The sequence below is a fragment of the Burkholderia anthina genome, from assembly GCF_001547525.1.
In the GTDB taxonomy this organism is placed as follows: domain Bacteria; phylum Pseudomonadota; class Gammaproteobacteria; order Burkholderiales; family Burkholderiaceae; genus Burkholderia; species Burkholderia semiarida.
Genome location: NZ_CM003769.1, coordinates 440,081 through 456,624, shown reverse-complemented (window position 1 = coordinate 456,624; position 16,544 = coordinate 440,081). Strand labels below are relative to the sequence as shown.

The following is a 16,544-nucleotide window of genomic DNA, read 5'->3' as shown; positions in this document are numbered from 1 at the left end:
CACGGCGGCATCGGCCGCACGCATTACAATCGCAAGCGCGTCTCCTTCTCAAGGACGGCTGAACGATGAATGCGGAACTCGACGACGACGAACTCGTCCGCTTCGACGCGCACGGCGGCCCGCCGCTGCCGGCCGCCGATGCCGAAGGATGGCTCGACCACGACGGCGCGCGCATCTGGCACGCGTCGTACGGCCAGGGGCCGGCGGTCGTGCTGCTGCACGGCGGCCTTGGCCACGGCGGCAACTGGGGCAACCAGGTGCCGGCGTTGCTCGCGGCCGGCTACCGCGCGATCGTGATCGACAGCCGCGGCCACGGCCGCAGCACGCGCGACGACGGCCCCTATTCGTACGAACGCATGGCATCGGACGTGCTGGCCGTCCTCGACGCGCTGCACGTCGACCGTGCACGCTTCGTCGGCTGGAGCGACGGCGCATGCATCGCGCTCGTGCTGGCCGCTCGCGCACCGGAACGCGCGGCCGGCGTGTTCTTCTTCGCGTGCAACATGGATCCGGGCGGCACGAAGGAGATGGCGCCGAGCCCGCTGATCGACCGCTGTTTCGCGCGGCATCGCAAGGACTACGCGCGACTGTCGGCGACACCGGATCAGTTCGACGCGTTCGTCGCCGCCGTCAGCGAAATGATGCGCACGCAACCGGATTACACCGCGCAGGATCTCGCGGCGATCGCCGTGCCGGTTGCGATCGTGCAGGGCGAGCACGACGAATTCATCCGGCCCGAGCATGCGGCGTACTTGGCGCACACGATCCCGGGCGCGACGCTGACGATCCTGCCCGGCGTGAGCCATTTCGCGCCGCTGCAGCGGCCCGCGCGGTTCAATGCGGCGATGCTCGCGTTTCTCGACCGGCTGCCGGGGTGATATGCAGGCGCGGCGCGCGGCCCGCTGCCGGGCGCGTTCTGACCATCAAGCTGTCGGCGGGATCCACGGCACGCGCTGCATGATCTCCCGCTTGGGCAGATCCGCCCGCAGGCCGAGTTCGACCTCGATCCGGGCGGGTGAATCAATCGCACGGCAGGCCAGCGCTTGTAGATCTGACGAGACTTATCTCTTTTCCGTCGATTTTCGACAAGGTGCCATTCGCCGTACCTCATAAGTTTTTCTTTCGGCTCGCGCAACATATCGTCGATTGTTGGCGGCTGGGCGATAGCGGATAGTCCTGCTTCGACAGGCCGGCGGCGCCGCCCTCTGTGCGCGGCGCCGCCGGATCCGTTGCCCATGCAACCATCGGAAATCGAAAGGAACCGCACTCATGCGATTCAACGCGACACGCTTCGCCGCGACCCTGTTCGTCGCCGCATGCGCGACCGCCACGGCCGGTCGCGCGGCCGCCGTCACGCAGGACGACCTCCACGACACCGTCACCCGCCATATCGCGCCGCTGATGAAGCAGTACGCGATTTCCGGCATGGCGGTCGGCGTCGTCGCCGACGGCAAGCCCTACGTGTTCGACTACGGCGTGATGTCGAAGCAGACCGGCAAGCCGGTGACCGGCGACACGCTGTTCGAGATCGGCTCGGTCAGCAAGACGCTGACCGCGACGCTCGCCGCGGACGCGCAGGAGGGCGGCGAACTGTCGCTCGCGGACCCCGCGGCCAGGTATCTGCCCGAGCTGCAGGGCAAACCGTTCGGCGTCGTGACGCTGCTTCAGCTCGGCACGCACACGCCCGGCGGAACGCCGCTGCAGGTGCCGGACAGCATTCGCGACGACGCGGGCCTGATCCGCTATCTCCGCGCATGGCGGCCCGAGTATGCGCCGGGCACGCACCGCAAGTATTCGAACGTCGCGATCGGCATGCTCGGCTGGCTCACCGCGAAGGCGATGCACCAGGATTTCGCGACGCTGATGGAGCAGCGGCTCTTTCCCGCGCTCGGGATGACGCACACGTACATCGACGTGCCCGCCGCGCGGATGGCCGACTATGCGCAGGGCTACACGAAGGACGGCAAGCCCGTGCGGATGACGGAGGGCATGCTGTGGCAGCCGGCGTACGGCGTGCGGACCACGGCGGCCGACCTGCTGCGTTTCGTGCAGGCGAACATGGGAATGATCGAGACCGCGCCGCGCCTGCAGCGCGCGATCGAACGCACGCACACCGGCTATTTCCGCGCGGGGCCGCTGACGCAGGATCTGATCTGGGAACAGTATCCGTACCCGGTCGTGCTGCCGACGCTGCTCGCGGGCAATGCGCCGAAGATGCTGTTCGATGCGGTGCCGGCCAGCGCGATCCAGCCGCCGCTCGCCCCGAGCGCCACGACGTGGATCAACAAGACGGGCTCGACCGCCGGCTTCAGCACGTACGTCGCGTTCGTTCCCGCGAAGCGGATCGCGATCGTGATGCTCGCGAACGGGAACGTGCCGATCGAGGATCGCGTGAAGGTTGCCTACCGTATCCTCGGGGCGCTCGGCGACAGGCGGTAACCCTCCCGCTTCACGCCGATTGTCTGGACACTATTCGGCGGGAATTATTGAATCGAAATCAACTGTCATTCGCGCGTGCGCCCGCTTATCAAACGGGTGCGTGGGCACTATCGTGACGGTCCCTGATACCGCTGACGAGTGCCGACCATGAAGACGACCCTCGACGAGATGCTCGCGTTCGTGACCATCGCCGATACCGGTTCGTTGACGGGGGCGGCCGACAAACTGCACCAGCCGACCTCGGTGATGAGCCGGATCCTGCGGCGCCTCGAGGAAAAACTCGACACCACGCTGATTCGCCGCACGACGCGCCGCCTCGAACTGACCGAGGAGGGCAAGCTCTTTCTCGACTACGTGCGCGAGATCATCGCGTCGGTCGAATTCGCCGAGGAACAGATCGTCAGCCAGCGCGAGGCACCGGCCGGGCGGTTGCGGATCAATGCGGCGATGCCGTTCATGCAGCACGTGATCGCGCCGATGATGCCGGGCTTTCGCGAAGCGTATCCGGCGATCGCGGTCGAACTCCATACGAGCGATGAAATCATCGACCTGCTCGAACAGCGCACCGACGTCGCGATCCGGATCGGCGAGCTGCGCGATTCGACGCTGCATGCGCGCCGGCTCGGCAGCAGCCGGCTGCGAATTCTGGCGAGCCCGGCCTATCTGGAGAAAGCCGGCGTGCCGGCGAGCGTCGCCGATCTCGCGAACCATACGCTGCTCGGTTTCGTGCAGCCTGAAACGCTGAACCAATGGCCGCTGCGCGCCGCGGACGGTAGCGTGTACCGCATTCATCCGGCGCTGCAGGCGTCGAGCGGCGAGACGCTGCTGACGCTCGCGCTCGCTGGCGCGGGCATCGTGTGCCTCGCCGACTACATGACGGGCACGCATCGCCGCGACGGCAGCCTCGTCGAACTGCTCGTCGACGACACGGTCGAGTTCCGCCAGCCGATTCACGCGGTGTTCTATCGCAATGCGACGCTGTCGTCGCGCATCGTCAGCTTTCTCGACTATGTGGGCGCGCAATTGAAGGCAGGCGGCGACATCGACTGAACCGGCACGGCACGTCACCGGCCATGCAGTGAACAGGGCGACGGGTTCGAATGACATCGAACCCGTCGCCCTTCGCGCATCGGTCGAACCCGAACCGCGCGCCTACTCCCCCAGCGCGCTCATCAGCCTGACCTGGCTCAGCATTTCATCGGTGCGTGCCTGCGCGAGCGAATCCTCGGCCGCGAGGCGCGCCATCTCGGCCTTCACTTCGGCACGGGTCAGCGGGTGGTCGGCCGGTTGCGCGAACGACAACGCCGGTGCGGAAAGGATCAGTGCGGCAAGCGTGGAAGTAACGAGCGTTTTCATCATGGGTACCTGTCTGGTCGAGTGAACCGCAACCAACGTCGACGACGTCGATGTCGTTGCGTGTGCAGCCAATATAGGTACGGCGGCGTCGGGGAAAAACGACTGTCGGGCTAGATCTTTTTTGATCCGGAGTCACGAATCGAACGTGAATTCGGTCGGCAGCGTTGCCGGCCGGGCGTCTCGCCCGAACGGGCGCCGCGGCTCGCGATCGAAACGCGCCGCGAATCGGTCTATCAGACCTTGTGAGACTCAACTGTGTCGAATTCCGTCTTGGACAGACTTAACCCGCTTCCCTAGACTGAACCCGCTTTCCCTCGTTCCCTGGAGAAAATCATGAGTCTCGCGCTGCCCGGCAACAAGATCCTCGGTTTCGGTACCGCCCCGCTCGGCAACATGTTCCGCAACATCCCCGACGCGGAAGCGGCGGCCACCGTCGAAGCCGCGTGGCAACACGGCATCCGCTATTTCGATTCGGCCCCGTTCTACGGCGCCGGCCTCGCGGAAATCCGCCTCGGCGACGCGCTGGCGAACCATTCGCGCGACGAATACGTGCTGAGCACGAAGGTCGGCCGCGTGATTCTCGACGAAATCGAAGACGTGTCGGCGCGCGACCTCGGCGAAAAGGGCGGCCTGTTCGAACACGGCCGGCCGAACCGCATCGTCAACGACTACTCGGCCGACGCGACGCTGCGCTCGATCGAGGACAGCCTGAAACGCCTGCGCACCGCCCGCCTCGATATCGTGTGGGTGCACGACATCGCGCAGGACTTTTACGGCGACGAATGGCTCGCGCAATTCGAAGTGGCGCGAAAGGGTGCATTCCGCGTGCTGAGCAAGCTGCGCGAAGAAGGCGTGATCAACGCATGGGGCCTCGGCGTGAACCGCGTCGAACCGATCGAACTGGTGCTCGACCTTGCCGAGCCGCAACCGGACGGCATGCTGCTGGCCGGCCGCTACACGCTGCTCGATCACGAGCGCGCGCTGCAGCGCGTGATGCCGGCGGCGGCCGGGCGCGACGTCGGGATCGTCGTCGGCGGCCCGTACAGCTCGGGCGTGCTCGCGGGCGGCACGCACTTCGAATACCAGAAGGCTTCGCCGGAAATCCTCGCGAAGGTGGAGCGGATCAAGGCGATCGCCGCGCGCTACGACGTGCCGATCAAGGCCGCCGCGCTGCAGTTCTCGATGTCGCATCCGGCCACCGTCGCGGTGATCCCGGGCGCGAGCCGTCCGGAGCGGATCGCGGAAGACCAGGCGGCGCTGAACGCGGCGATTCCGGCCGACTTCTGGCGCGAGATGCGCGAACAAGGTCTGATCGCGGCCAATGCGCCGCTGCCGGCCGATCGTCGATCCTGAAAGGCGATGACCGGAAGCGGAAGCTGCGAGGCGCGAGGACAGTCAGGGTTGCGAAGCGATCGCCACACTCGCGACAGGCGCGTAAGGCGCCGTGATGCAACGACGCCCCGCGCGTTCGCGCATTTATTTCGCCGCTGTCTCGACGACTTCCTCGCCGGTCAGGATCTCGCGGAAGATTCCGACCAGCGGCCGCAGATTGACCTTGTGCCATGCGGCCCACAGCGGCGTGCGGTAGCTGAACCACGGCAGCTCGCGCAGCACGACGCCTTCCGGCACCTGGTGACGCAGGCTCTGCTGGATCATCGTCACGCCGAGCCCGGCCGCGACGAGGCCGAGCGCGGCGAGCGGCTCGGTCGCTTCCACTGAAATGTCCGGCGAAAAACCGGCCTTCGCGCAGGCCGCGACGAACGCGCCGTGACGCGGCGCACTGTCCTGCTGCGTGACGCCGATCCACGCCTGCGCGGCGAGATCGTCGGCGACGAGCGTCTTTTTCTTCGCGAGCGGATGTCCGTCGGGCATCGCGAGCAGCATCGGATCGTCCAGCACCTTCGTCGAATCGAGTTCGGGATCGTCCGGCGCGGGCGGCTCGGTGACGAGCGCGATGTCGAGGCTGCGCTCGCGCAAGCCTTCGAGCTGCGCGGCCGATTGATAGTTGTACAAAGCGATGTGAACGGACGGGCGCCCGGCGCGCAGCGTTTTCAACGCGCGCGGCAGCACGCCCGAGTGCGTGGCCGTTTCGAGGTAGCCGATGCAGAGGCCGCCTTCGTCGCCGCGACCGAGCCGGCGCGCGAGCGATTCGAGCCGGTTCGCGTGGCGCAGGAACGCGCGCGTTTCGCCGAGGAACGTGCGCCCGTCGCGCGTCAGACGAATGCGCTGCTGGCTGCGTTCGAACAGCGTGAGGCCGAGCTTTTCCTCGAGCTGCGCGATCTGGCGGCTGAGCGGCGATTGCGAGATGTGCAGGCGCTCGGCGGCGCGGCCGACGTGTTCCTCTTCCGCGACCGCGATGAAATATTGAAGCTGGCGGATGTCGAGCATGTCAGACCTTATCGGACTCAAGATTGGAAGATTGTGTCCTAAAGGAACTTGTTCATGCAATCCGGACCGGATCCATTTGCCTGCGCACGACGCGGCGCGCGCACGCGCGTCGTCAATTCCCGTACATGTCGAAGTCGAAATACTTCGACTGGATCGTGTCATAGGTGCCGTCGCCGCGAATCTCAGCGATCGCGCGGTTCAGCGCGTCGCGCAGGTCGGTGTCGGCCTTGCGCACGCCGGCCGCATCGCCGTTGCCCATGATCTTCGCGTCGTACACCACGCCGCCCGCGAACGAGAAGCCCTTGCCGCGTGGCGTCGCCAGGAATCCGAGCTGGCCTTGCACCGCATCCATCAGCACGCCGTCGACGCGCCCGGTGACGAGATCCGCGTACGCCTGGTCGTAGCTCGGATACGGCACCACCTCGACCTTCGCGGCCGCCCATTTCTCACGCGCATAGGTTTCCTGCACCGTGCCCTGCTCGACCGCGACGCGCTTGCCGGCGAGCTTCGCCGCGTCCGGCAGCAGCCCCGACCCGGTACGCGCGATCAGCCGCGTCTGGTTGCGGTACAGGCGGTCGGTGAAGTCGATCTGCCGGCGCCGCTGTTCGGTCGCGGCCATCGACGACAGGATCACGTCGAACTTGCGCGCTTGCAGCCCCGGAATCAGCCCGTCGAAACTGCTCGACACCCACACGCATTTCGCCTTCAGCTTCGCGCACAGCGCGTTGCCGAGATCGATGTCGAAGCCCTTCACGCTGCCGTCGGTCGCGGTCGATTCGAACGGCGGGTAGGTCGGATCGACGCCGATGCGGATGGTCGTCCATTCCTTCGCCGATGCCGGCGACGCGACGGCCATCGCGGCGGCGGCAAGGAGAATCGTGATGCGCGTCTTCATGGTCAGGCTCCGTTCGTGTGGGGAAGAGTGGGCATGCGCGTCAGCTCGGGAATTCGCCGCGCTGAAAATCGTTCGACAGTTCGAGGGCGTCCGCCATCTCGCCGACGGTGACGGGCTTGATCGGCGCGCGGATCCGGTAGTGCCCGACGTCGCCGACGCCGCGTTGCTGCACGTCGGCGATCAGCTCGCCGACCGTCGTGCCGCACCAGCGCCCCTGGCATGGGCCCATCCCGCAGCGCGTGAACGCCTTCATCTGGTTCGGCCCCTGGCAGTCGAGCGCCGCGAGCTGGCGGATCTCGCCGGCCGTGACTTCCTCGCAGCGGCACACGATCGTGTCGTCGTCGGGGCGGCGCAGCGCGGCGGGCGGCGTGTACAGCGCATCGAGCAGCGGGCGCACCGCGAGATGGCGGCGCAATGCGTGCAGCACCGGGCGTTCGCGTGCAGCCTGCCGTTGCGCATCCAGCGCACCGAGTTGCACGGCGATGTCGAGCGCTGATATTTCGCCGGCCAGTGCCGCCGCCCGCGCGCCGCCGATGCCGGCGCCGTCGCCCGCGATCCACACGTGCGGCACGCTGCTGCGGCCGCGCGCGTCGCACCGCGGCCGCCAGCATGCCGACGACTCGTCCCATTCATGCGCACAGCCGAGCGAGCGCGCGAGCTGCGTCGACGGAACGACGCCCTGATGCAGCAGCACGAGCGACGTGTCGAGCGCTTGCGCGACGCCGTGCGCGTCGCGAAAGCGGATGCGTTCGGCGCGCTCGTCGCCGTCGATGCGGACGTCGGTCGCGCCGCGATAGACGGGAATCCCGGCGTGGCGCACCGCGCGCAGCATGCGCCAGCCCTTGAGCAGATAGTCGGCACCGCGCAGTGCCGGCAGCGCATGCGGGAGCGCGCGGCGCCACGCATCGCGCGGTGTCGTATCGACCAGCGCGCGCACGCGCCGGCCGGCATTCAGCAATTGCGCGGCGAACAGCCACAAAAGCGGGCCGCTGCCCGCGAGCACGGTGTCCGTCGACGGCGCGAGCCCCGACGCTTTCAGCAGCGTCTGCGCGGCGCCGACGCCCATCACGCCGGGCAACGTCCAGCCGGGTACCGGCCACGGCCGCTCCTGCGCGCCGGTCGCGATCAGCACCGCGCGCGCGCCGATGTCGAGCGTGCCGCACGACGGGCCGCCTTGCGTGAGCATCGCGACGGGTTCCGGCTCGAACGCGATTTGCCACACGACGCCGCGCGGCAAGTAATGCGCGCCGCTGGCGAGCAGGCCGTCCACGAGCGGGCGGCCGGCCGTGTAGTCGGCGCCGAGCCATTGCGCGAGCGGCGCCGGCGCATCGGCCACGTTGCGGTAGATCTGGCCGCCGGGCGCGCGGCCCTCGTCCGCGACGACCACCGACAGGCCGGCCGCGCGCGCGGCAATCGCCGCCGCCATTCCGGCCGGCCCGGCGCCGACGATCAGCAGGTCGCACTGGCGGCGCGTCATGCGAGCCTCGCCTTGCCGTGCATCGTGCGCACCTGCATGCCGTCGGCGACGGGCGTCATGCAGCCTTGCACGTTCGGCACGCCGTCGATTTCGACGAGGCAGTCGAAGCACACGCCCATCATGCAGAACGGGCCGCGCGGCGCGCCGCTCACGGCGCTCGTGCGGCACGCGGCCGAACCGGCGGCGAGCATCGCGGCCGCGACGCTGTCGTGTGCGGGCACGTCGTGCGGCGTGCCGTCGATATGGATGCGCACGTGGTCGAGCATCGCGGCGGCGGGAGTGAGGGATTCAAACATGCCGGGCTTCCGTGGGCGCGGCGAAGCGCGCGGTGGTAAAGGCGGACAGGTCGGCCGGCGCGGCGCCGCCGGCGATCCACGGCGCGACGAGATCGGCGTGGGCCGCCGCGAGCGTCACGCCGCTGTGGCAGATCGCGATGAATGCGCCGGGATACGTGGCCGACGCTTCGTAGACGGGCAAGCCGTCGGGCGTCATGATGCGCAGCGCACCCCACGCGCGCACGATGCGCGCATGGGCCAGCGCCGGGAACGCGGTGCGGGCGCGGCGCGCGATGTCGACCATCGCCGGGCGCGTCTGGCCGTCGTCGAAGCCGACGTCTTCGGCGGAGTCGCCGAGCAACACCGACCCTTCCGAGGTCTGCCGGACGACGAGCGTCGGATAGTCGAGAAACGGCGCGACGCGCTCGGTGACCATGATCTGGCCGCGCAACGGCGAGATCGGCGCGCGCAGGTCGACCATCGGCGCGAGCCGCGCGTTGTCGAGGCCGGCCGCGAGCACCACGCGCCCGCTTTCGAGCCGCGCGTCGCGCGTGTCGATCTCGAAGCGCCCGGCGCGCGGGCGGATTTCGGCGACTTCGCTGCGCGGCAGATAGATGCCGCCGCACTGCTGGAACGCCTGCAGCATTGCGCGCAGCGTGGCGAGCGGATTCGCATGACCGTCGTTCGGCGACCAGAGCGCGCCCGCGAGCGACGGCGATGCCGCGGGAACGAGACGGCGCAGCGTCGCCGGATCGAGCACTTCGTACGACAGCGCGGCTTCCTGCCGGCGCAGCGATTCGAGCAGGTCGGTCGCGCTGTCCAGTTCCGTGCGATGTTCGAACAGCTCGATGCCGCCCGGGCGTTCGAACGCGCAGTCCACGCCCGTTTCGCGCTGCAACTGCGCGGCGAACGCATGCCAGCGCTCGGACGATTCGCGTGACCAGCGCGCATACGGCAGGCAGCGGCCGCCTTTGCCCTGCACCCACACGAGCCCGAAATTGCCGCGCGCCGCGCGAAACGCGATGTCGTCGCCGTCGCACACCGCGACGCGTTGGCCGAGACGCGCGAGTCCCCACGCGATGGCCATGCCGACGAGGCCGCCGCCGGCCACGACGACGTCGAAGCGGCGCGCGGTCATGCGCGGCTCCCGTGTCGCGGGTGAGGCGGTTGCGTGTTATATCCCATGGCGGCGCGGCTCCTTGCTTTATGTACGTTGCGGAACCGATGTTCGGACAGGCAAAATGGGCTGTCCAATACAGCTTGATCAACGACCCATAATCCAGTGTTATGACCACGCCCTCGCTCAGGATTCGCCAGATCGAAGCGTTTCGTGCGGTGATGCAGCGCCATACCGTCACGCGCGCGGCGCGCGAGCTCCATATCTCGCAGCCGGCCGTGAGCCGGCTGATCGCCGATCTCGAGGCGCGGATCGGCTTCGCGCTGTTCGAGCGGCAGCAGGGCCGCTTCACGCCGACCGCGCAGGCGCGCGTGCTGTACGAGGAAGTCGAGCGCGCGTTCGTCGGCCTCGATCGCGTCGCGCAGGCTGCCGAGCAGATCCGCGCGATGCGGCGCGGCACGCTGCGCGTGGCCGGCTCGCCCGCCGTCGCGCTCGATCTGCTGCCGGAGCTCGTCACGCGTTTCTCGCACGCGCATCCGGGCGTCGACATCACGCTGCTCGCGCACAGTGCGTCGACCGTCGTCGACAAGGTCGCGTCGGGGCAGTGCGATGTCGGGCTGATCGCCGAGCCCGTTCCGCATCCGGCCGTGCGCGGCGAGCGGCTCGCGGAAAGCGCGATGCGCTGCATCGTGCCGCGCGGGCACCGGCTCGCGCGCAAGCGCATCGTGCGGCCGGCCGATCTGCGCGGCGAACCGTTCATCTCGTTTCCGCCGAGTTTCGAGGCGCGCAGCGCGATCGACCGCGTTTTCGTGGAAGCCGGCGTGGCGCGCGTGCTGTCGATCGAGGCGCAACTGTCACGGACGATCGTCGCGTTCGTCGCGAACGGCGCGGGCGTCGCGCTGATCGATCCGGTGACGGCCGCGTATGCGGGCGAGCGCGTGGCCGTCAAGCCGTTCGAGCCGGCCGTGCCCGATCACTTCTACCTGGTGACGTCCGCGTCGCAGCCGCTGTCGATGATCGGCGATGCGTTCTGCGCGGATTTACGCGACGCGTTCGCGCGGATGCGGGCGCCGCGCGACGCGTGAGCGGGGAGGGGGAGGAAACGTGTGTCGAGCACGCCGGACGCCGTCGGGCGTGCCGGCGTGTTGCCGTGTCGGCCGGGGTTCCGGCTCAGGCCAGCGCGCTGTCCGTTGCGCGTGGGGCGGGCGCGCCGGACGCGGACGACGTGGTTGCGCCCGCATCCTTTGCGCCCGCCAGCCGCCGATAACGCGCGAGCGCCCACAGCGGGAAGTACGCGGTATAGCCGTGATACTTCAGGTAGAAAATGCGCGGAAAGCCCGGCGCATTGTGCGAACGGTGCCACCAGAAACCGTCTTCCTGCTGCACCGACAGCAGATACGCGATGCCGCGCCGCACCGAATCGGATTCGCAGTCGCCGAACGCCATCTGTGCGAGCAGCGCCCACGCAGTGCAGTTCGACGTGCTCTCGCCGCCGTTCGTGCCGGCCAGTTTCGGGTCGACGTAGCTGTCGTTCGTCTCGCCCCAGCCGCCGTCCGCATGCTGTCGCGCGCGCAGCCAGTCGAGCGCGCGTGCGATATAGGGCTGTGACTTGTCCTCGCCGGCGAGCGCGAGGCCGGCCAGCACGCTCCATGTGCCGTACAGGTAGTTCGTGCCCCAGCGGCCCCACCAGCTGCCGTCGGGTTGCTGCGTGCGCTTCACGTAGTCGATGCAGCGCGCGAGCGACGCGCGGTCTGCCGCGCGTTTCGTCACGCCGAAGCACAGCAGCACGCGGCCCGATACGTCCTCGGTCGGCGGATCGAGCAGCGCGCCGTGATCGGCGAACGGGATCGCGTTCAGATACATGCGGTCGCAGTCGGCGTCGAACGCCGCGAAGCCGCCGTTGCGCGATTGCAGCCCGCGCATCCAGTCGAGCGCGCGCGCGACGCGCGACGCGTACGGATTCGTGCCGTCCGCGTGGCGATGCGTGCGGCCGCGGCGATCGAGCATCGCGGTGACGACCGCCGTGTCGTCGATGTCCGGGTAGTACGGGTTCGCGTACTGGAACGCCCATCCGCCCGGTTCGACGCCGGCCGGTACGTTCTCGATCCAGTCGCCGCGCAGGTCGTTCACCTGCCGCCCGGCCAGCCAGTCGTACGCGCGAGCGATGCGTGCATCGAGCTCGCGCAGCGCGCCGGCCGATTCGCCGGCTTCCGGCGCCGCGACGCCGCGCGCCTGTTCGAGCGCCATCGTGCTCCACGCGGTGTCCCACACCGGCGACAGGCACGGCTGGCAATACATGCTGCCGTCCGGCCGCGTGACCAGCAGCTTCTCCAGCGCGTTCTCGCAGTCGCGCCGCAGCGGATGATCGTCCGGGTAGCCGAGCACCTGCATCATCTGGTAGCTGTAGACGATCGGCGGGAAGATGCCGCCGAGCCCGTCCTCGCCGTTCATCCGTTGCGCGCACCACGCTTCCGCGTGCCGGATCGCGCGCTGCCGCAAGCGCTTCGGCAGCAGCGGCTCGATAGGGCGGACGGCGCGGTCGAGCGCGAGGAACAACCGGCGCATGCCGCGCGCGGGCGGGAAGTACTGGCGCTCTTGCTCCGGCGGCGTGACGAACAGCTCGCGGATCGACACGTTGCGCGGATTGCGCGCACGCGCCTTCAGCGAGCACAGTACCAGCAGCGGCACCATCGTCGTGCGCGCCCAGTACGCGACCTTGTACATCGAGATCGGCACCCACTTCGGGAACAGCACGAATTCGACCGGCATGAACGGCGCCGCGCGCCACGGCACCTGGCCGAACGTCGCGAGCAGGATGCGCGTGAACACGTTCGCGCGCGCCGCGCCGCCGAGCTTCAGGATCGCGTCGCGCGCGCGGATCATGTGCGGCGCCTGTTCGCTGTCGCCGGCCGCCTTCAGCGCGAAGTACGCCTTCACGCTGCACGACACGTCCGGCGCGCCGTCGACGTACAGATCCCATGCGCCATGCGTGTCGAGCCGCTGGTTCGCGCGCAGGTAGCGCGCCATCTTCTCCTGGCGCACGTCGTCGATCTTGTCCATGAAATGCATCATCAGGATGTATTCCGCGGTGATCGTCGCGTCGGATTCGAGTTCGAAACACCAGCTGCCGTCGGGCTGCTGAAGACGCACGAGTGCGTCGCGTCCGCGCGCGATGGCCGTGTCGAGCGCGGACCAGGGAGAGGGGGCAGTCTTGTTCATGCGGCGGATCATACCATCCAGACGGAATGTTTATATCGAGACGGGCGGTGCTACCATCCGCGTCATGAAAAAACGCCTCGAACCCACGCCGCGCGACGTGTCCGCGCCTGTCGAACCGGCGGGAACGCCCGGTGCACGCGCGCCTGAAGGATCATCGGCGCCGCCGGCTACCGCTGTGGCGGGCGTGCGGAGAAAAAAAGCGCCGGACCAGGTGCGCGCGCAATTGCTGGCGGCCGCGTCGGAGATCGCGACGCATCACGGCGTGGCCGCATTGACGCTCGATGCGGTGGCCGAGCGTGCCGGCGTGACGAAAGGCGCGCTGCAATATCACTTCGCGAACAAGCAGGGGCTGCTGGATGCGCTGTTCGGGCAGGCGACCGAGCGGTTCGGCGCGCAACTGGCCGCGCGGATGGCGGCCGATTCCCGCGGCGACGGCGCGGCGGCGCGCGCGTATCTGCACGCGGTGCTCGATGCCGCCAATCCGGCTGCGAGTATCGACGTGCTGCGCGTGCTGGTCGCGTCGATGATCACCGAGCAGGACACGCGTGCGCGCTGGTCGGTGCCGATGCGCGAATGGACGCGACCCGATCCTGTGCCGCTCGAGCGGGCCGCGACGCTGATGATCTGCCGGCTCGCCGCCGACGGGTTGTGGATTTCGGAACTGCTCGACAGCGTCGAGCTGTCGGCCGAATTGCGCGCGGAGATCGTTCGGCAGCTCGATGCGATGAGCAAGGGCGTGTTTCCGAAGTGATGCGCGACGCGGGAATCGCTCGTCGAATTCGGAGAAGCCTGGCGTCAGTCGCCGCATGACTGGCCGGCACGAAGCTGGCCGGCAATCATCGCGACGCGTGCGCCATAGCGGCGGGCCGTTTCGAGATCGCCCGGCGACATTTCTTCAGGCGACGCATCGGCCGGCGTCTGCGCCATCGGCGCAATCTTTCGCCGCGCGTGCGGGCTTTCATGGACTGGATCGCGGGTGTGTTGGAGCCCTATCTGGATTAGCGGAGGGGAGGGGCGGTTCGAAGTACCGGCGGATGCGATCGCTTTGCGTCACGCAAACTTGCCGAAATCCACGGGTTCGTTGATGAATCTTCCAGTCGTCAGCAGCGCCCGCTCGATGTCCGCGACGATGACCCGGTTGTTCACCGGCGCGGTTGCACACCAGCCCCAGATATCGTCGTCGATTTCATAGTGGCCGCGATCATACGTCCAATAGCTGAAATAGCGGTCCTGCGACAAGGCGACGTGCGGGTCGTCGAGGCCGTCCGGATGCGGGAGCCGGACGGCATGCAGCGCATCCGGGAGGATCTCGGCGATATCCGGAAAGTCGGCTGCGCGGTGGTCATCGAGTATTTCGACCAGCAGATCGCTACCGTGATAAACAGGCCGAACCCGGAATCGAATCAGGTGCGTCATCGCGCGTTTTTCCGTTGCGAAAGCGCAGGATGACCCAGGCCGCCGCCATTCGGCTCCCGAACGAATGCCGAAATGGCTTCCACGACACCGCTTGCCAAAGGAAGATCCGGATCCGAGTACGCGGCAAGGTTTTCGTCCCGCGCGTCCGCGTGGACGGTTTTGAGCACGTGATTGGCATTCGCGACAATTGTCAGCCGGGCGCGTGGATTCGCGTCCTTCAACCGCTGCGCATCCTGCACGTCAACCTGAATATCGCGCGCGCCCTGCACGATCAGCACCGGCTTCGTATAGCCAGTGAGAAGGGCGGCCGGATCGATGGTCAATTCGCTCATCAGGAACCGCTGAACCTGCGGCCTGAACAACGGCATCAGCGCGGGATCGATGTCGGCCGCGTCGACCGTCTTCCCGGCTTCGAGCGATTCGAGTATCGACATCGCGTTGCTCAGTACACCGGCATTCGCGGGGTTCGACTGCAGCTGCTGCGCCAATACCTGTCCGAGCGGCCGTCCCGGTGTTGACACGAGGATCAGACCGCAAATATCGGCGGTCTGCCGCGCCGCCAACAACGCGACCCATCCTCCCTCGCTATGCCCGAGCACCCATACCCGGCGTGCACCTGTTCGCGTCCGGATGGCCGTCACCCATGCGCGGACGTCCGCGGCGTAGTCGTCGATCGTGACGTCGTTCGCATCCGCGACCGCGGAAGCACTACCGTACATGCCGCGCTTGTCGATGCGAACCGACGCGATGCCTCGATCGAGCAATCCTTCGGCAAGCAAACGATAGGTCGATGCCCGAATGCCGTAGGGATTGTTGCCGTTGCGGTCGGTCGGGCCCGATCCCGGCACGATCAGCACCACCGGAACATCGCCCGTCGCAGGAGACAACAGCGTGCCGCGCAGCGGGCCGGCGGGCCCCGGGGCTTCGATATCGGTCTGCATCATCCGTAAAGGGCTTTCCTGATCCGGGTCGCGATGAACGTCGGGCGCGGCATCAACGCACCAACCCTCGCGCCTCGCCCAGCACCCACTCCGCAAACGCCCGCACCGGCGCCGCGCTCAATTCGATCGGCTCGGGCAGCACGAGGCAGAAGTGCTTGGTAATCGCGTTGCCGTCGGGCCAGGGCGCGACCAGCCGCCCTTGCTCAAGTTCGGCCCCGACGTAAAGGCGCGGCACCAGGGCGACGCCCAGCCCGGCCAGCGCGGCCTCGATCAGCATCGAATGGAGATCGTATCGCGGGCCGACCGCCGAATTGGTCAGCTCGATGCCGGTCTCCTGCGCATAGATTTGCCACGCGTCGGGATTCTGCCGCCGGTGAAGGCGCGGCAGCGCATCCAGCGACGGGTGCGCGCCGACGCCTTCGAGAAGCGCCGGACTGCAGACGGGCACCAGCACCTCGTCCAGCAGCGGATGCAGATGCATGCCGGCCCAGGCAGGATGCTCGAAATGAATGGCCGCGTCGAATCCGCTGCCGGCCAGGAGGAAGGGCTCCATCCGTTCGGCGATATGCACGGTGACGTTCGGATGGCGATCCTGAAAGCGCTTGAGCCGCGGGATCAGCCAGCGGGTCGCGAAGGTCGGAATCGCGGCGATGTCGATGCTCGCGCCTTCGACGGGCTGCCCCATCAGATACAGGCTGTCCCGTTCGAGCCGATCCAGAATCTCGCGCACCTGTACCGCGTATCGCGTGCCGTTGGGCGCGAGCCGCACCCTGTTGCCGACGCGTTCGAACAGCGTCACGCCGAGGAAGGCCTCCAGCCGGCCGATCTGGCGACTGACGGCGCCCTCGGTGCGCGCCAGCTCGTCGGCGGCGCGGGCGAAGCTGCCGTGTCGGGCCGCCGCCTCGAAGGCCAGGAGCGCGGAATTGCTCGGGATCTTGCGTCGCATCGGAGTCTCGCGGTCGGAGCGCGTTCGACCGTCAGCTTGAACAAATATCACTGAAGGCTGACTTTAAGTCGATAT

Annotated in this window: 15 protein-coding genes and 3 pseudogenes; 7 read left to right on the top strand and 11 right to left on the bottom strand. The window is 68.0% G+C overall.

Going from position 1 to position 16,544, the window contains the following annotated elements:
- Positions 1–65 precede the first annotated feature (65 nt).
- The 3 genes from WS64_RS18270 (at position 66) to WS64_RS18260 (ending at position 3,489) form a co-directional block, all read left to right on the top strand.
- Positions 66–878, top strand: coding sequence for an alpha/beta fold hydrolase (locus tag WS64_RS18270; RefSeq protein ID WP_060967216.1), 813 nt, complete (start codon positions 66–68; stop codon positions 876–878).
- Between the two features lie 391 nt (positions 879–1,269).
- A complete protein-coding gene (gene ampC, locus WS64_RS18265) occupies positions 1,270–2,439 on the top strand; it encodes a class C beta-lactamase (protein WP_060967215.1) in 1,170 nt (389 codons plus the stop codon).
- 147 nt (positions 2,440–2,586) lie between these two features.
- Positions 2,587–3,489, top strand: coding sequence for a LysR substrate-binding domain-containing protein (locus WS64_RS18260; RefSeq protein WP_060009163.1), 903 nt, complete (start codon positions 2,587–2,589; stop codon positions 3,487–3,489).
- A gap of 177 nt (positions 3,490–3,666) precedes the next feature.
- Here the strand turns inward: WS64_RS18260 and WS64_RS35595 are convergent.
- Positions 3,667–3,831 (bottom strand): annotated as a pseudogene (locus tag WS64_RS35595) (DUF4148 domain-containing protein); the annotation flags it as partial.
- 297 nt (positions 3,832–4,128) lie between these two features.
- Here WS64_RS35595 and WS64_RS18250 point away from each other — a divergent pair.
- Complete coding sequence (locus WS64_RS18250; RefSeq protein ID WP_060967214.1) at positions 4,129–5,148, top strand: aldo/keto reductase; 1,020 nt, start codon at positions 4,129–4,131, stop codon at positions 5,146–5,148.
- Between the two features lie 123 nt (positions 5,149–5,271).
- Here the strand turns inward: WS64_RS18250 and WS64_RS18245 are convergent, their stop codons facing one another.
- From WS64_RS18245 to WS64_RS18225, 5 genes are all read right to left on the bottom strand, one after another.
- A complete protein-coding gene (locus WS64_RS18245) occupies positions 5,272–6,183 on the bottom strand; it encodes a LysR family transcriptional regulator (RefSeq protein ID WP_060009152.1) in 912 nt (303 codons plus the stop codon).
- Positions 6,184–6,295: 112 nt separating this feature from the next.
- Positions 6,296–7,078: an ABC transporter substrate-binding protein gene (locus tag WS64_RS18240; protein ID WP_059638980.1), complete on the bottom strand. Its 783-nt coding sequence runs from the start codon at positions 7,076–7,078 to the stop codon at positions 6,296–6,298.
- A 40-nt stretch (positions 7,079–7,118) separates the two neighbouring features.
- Positions 7,119–8,555, bottom strand: coding sequence for an FAD/NAD(P)-dependent oxidoreductase (locus WS64_RS18235; RefSeq protein ID WP_060967213.1), 1,437 nt, complete (start codon positions 8,553–8,555; stop codon positions 7,119–7,121).
- Entirely contained in the window at positions 8,552–8,851 is a 300-nt protein-coding gene (locus WS64_RS18230; protein WP_060967212.1) for a (2Fe-2S)-binding protein, read from the bottom strand. The genes WS64_RS18235 and WS64_RS18230 overlap by 4 nt, the downstream gene beginning before the upstream one ends.
- Positions 8,844–9,968 (bottom strand): NAD(P)/FAD-dependent oxidoreductase, encoded by a 1,125-nt coding sequence (locus tag WS64_RS18225; RefSeq protein ID WP_060967211.1) that lies wholly within the window; start codon positions 9,966–9,968, stop codon positions 8,844–8,846. Before WS64_RS18225 ends, WS64_RS18230 begins: the two co-directional genes overlap by 8 nt.
- A gap of 149 nt (positions 9,969–10,117) precedes the next feature.
- On the opposite strand from WS64_RS18225, the gene WS64_RS18220 reads away from it, so the two are divergent.
- Positions 10,118–11,032, top strand: coding sequence for a LysR substrate-binding domain-containing protein (locus tag WS64_RS18220; RefSeq protein WP_060967210.1), 915 nt, complete (start codon positions 10,118–10,120; stop codon positions 11,030–11,032).
- An 85-nt stretch (positions 11,033–11,117) separates the two neighbouring features.
- Here the strand turns inward: WS64_RS18220 and shc are convergent, their stop codons facing one another.
- Positions 11,118–13,178 carry a squalene--hopene cyclase gene (gene shc / locus WS64_RS18215; protein WP_060967209.1) on the bottom strand — a complete coding sequence of 687 codons (2,061 nt, stop codon included), beginning with the start codon at positions 13,176–13,178 and terminating at the stop codon, positions 11,118–11,120.
- A gap of 52 nt (positions 13,179–13,230) precedes the next feature.
- On the opposite strand from shc, the gene WS64_RS18210 reads away from it, so the two are divergent.
- Positions 13,231–13,917 carry a TetR/AcrR family transcriptional regulator gene (locus tag WS64_RS18210; RefSeq protein WP_060967208.1) on the top strand — a complete coding sequence of 229 codons (687 nt, stop codon included), beginning with the start codon at positions 13,231–13,233 and terminating at the stop codon, positions 13,915–13,917.
- Positions 13,918–13,961: 44 nt separating this feature from the next.
- On the opposite strand, the pseudogene WS64_RS33090 reads toward WS64_RS18210, so the two are convergent.
- A pseudogene (locus WS64_RS33090) lies at positions 13,962–14,102 on the bottom strand (NADPH-dependent FMN reductase); the annotation flags it as partial.
- On the opposite strand from WS64_RS33090, the pseudogene WS64_RS35590 reads away from it, so the two are divergent.
- Positions 14,091–14,168: pseudogene (locus WS64_RS35590) on the top strand (transcriptional regulator); the annotation flags it as partial. The pseudogenes WS64_RS33090 and WS64_RS35590 overlap by 12 nt on opposite strands.
- A 48-nt stretch (positions 14,169–14,216) precedes the next feature.
- On the opposite strand, the gene WS64_RS18205 reads toward WS64_RS35590, so the two are convergent.
- The 3 genes from WS64_RS18205 to WS64_RS18195 are packed head-to-tail and all read right to left on the bottom strand — an operon-like array spanning position 14,217 to position 16,469.
- Entirely contained in the window at positions 14,217–14,582 is a 366-nt protein-coding gene (locus WS64_RS18205) for a hypothetical protein (protein WP_060967207.1), read from the bottom strand.
- Positions 14,579–15,526, bottom strand: coding sequence for an alpha/beta hydrolase (locus WS64_RS18200; protein WP_060967206.1), 948 nt, complete (start codon positions 15,524–15,526; stop codon positions 14,579–14,581). Before WS64_RS18200 ends, WS64_RS18205 begins: the two co-directional genes overlap by 4 nt.
- A gap of 49 nt (positions 15,527–15,575) precedes the next feature.
- Positions 15,576–16,469, bottom strand: a complete 894-nt coding sequence (locus tag WS64_RS18195) for a LysR substrate-binding domain-containing protein (protein WP_060967205.1) — start codon at positions 16,467–16,469, stop codon at positions 15,576–15,578.
- Positions 16,470–16,544 lie beyond the last annotated feature (75 nt).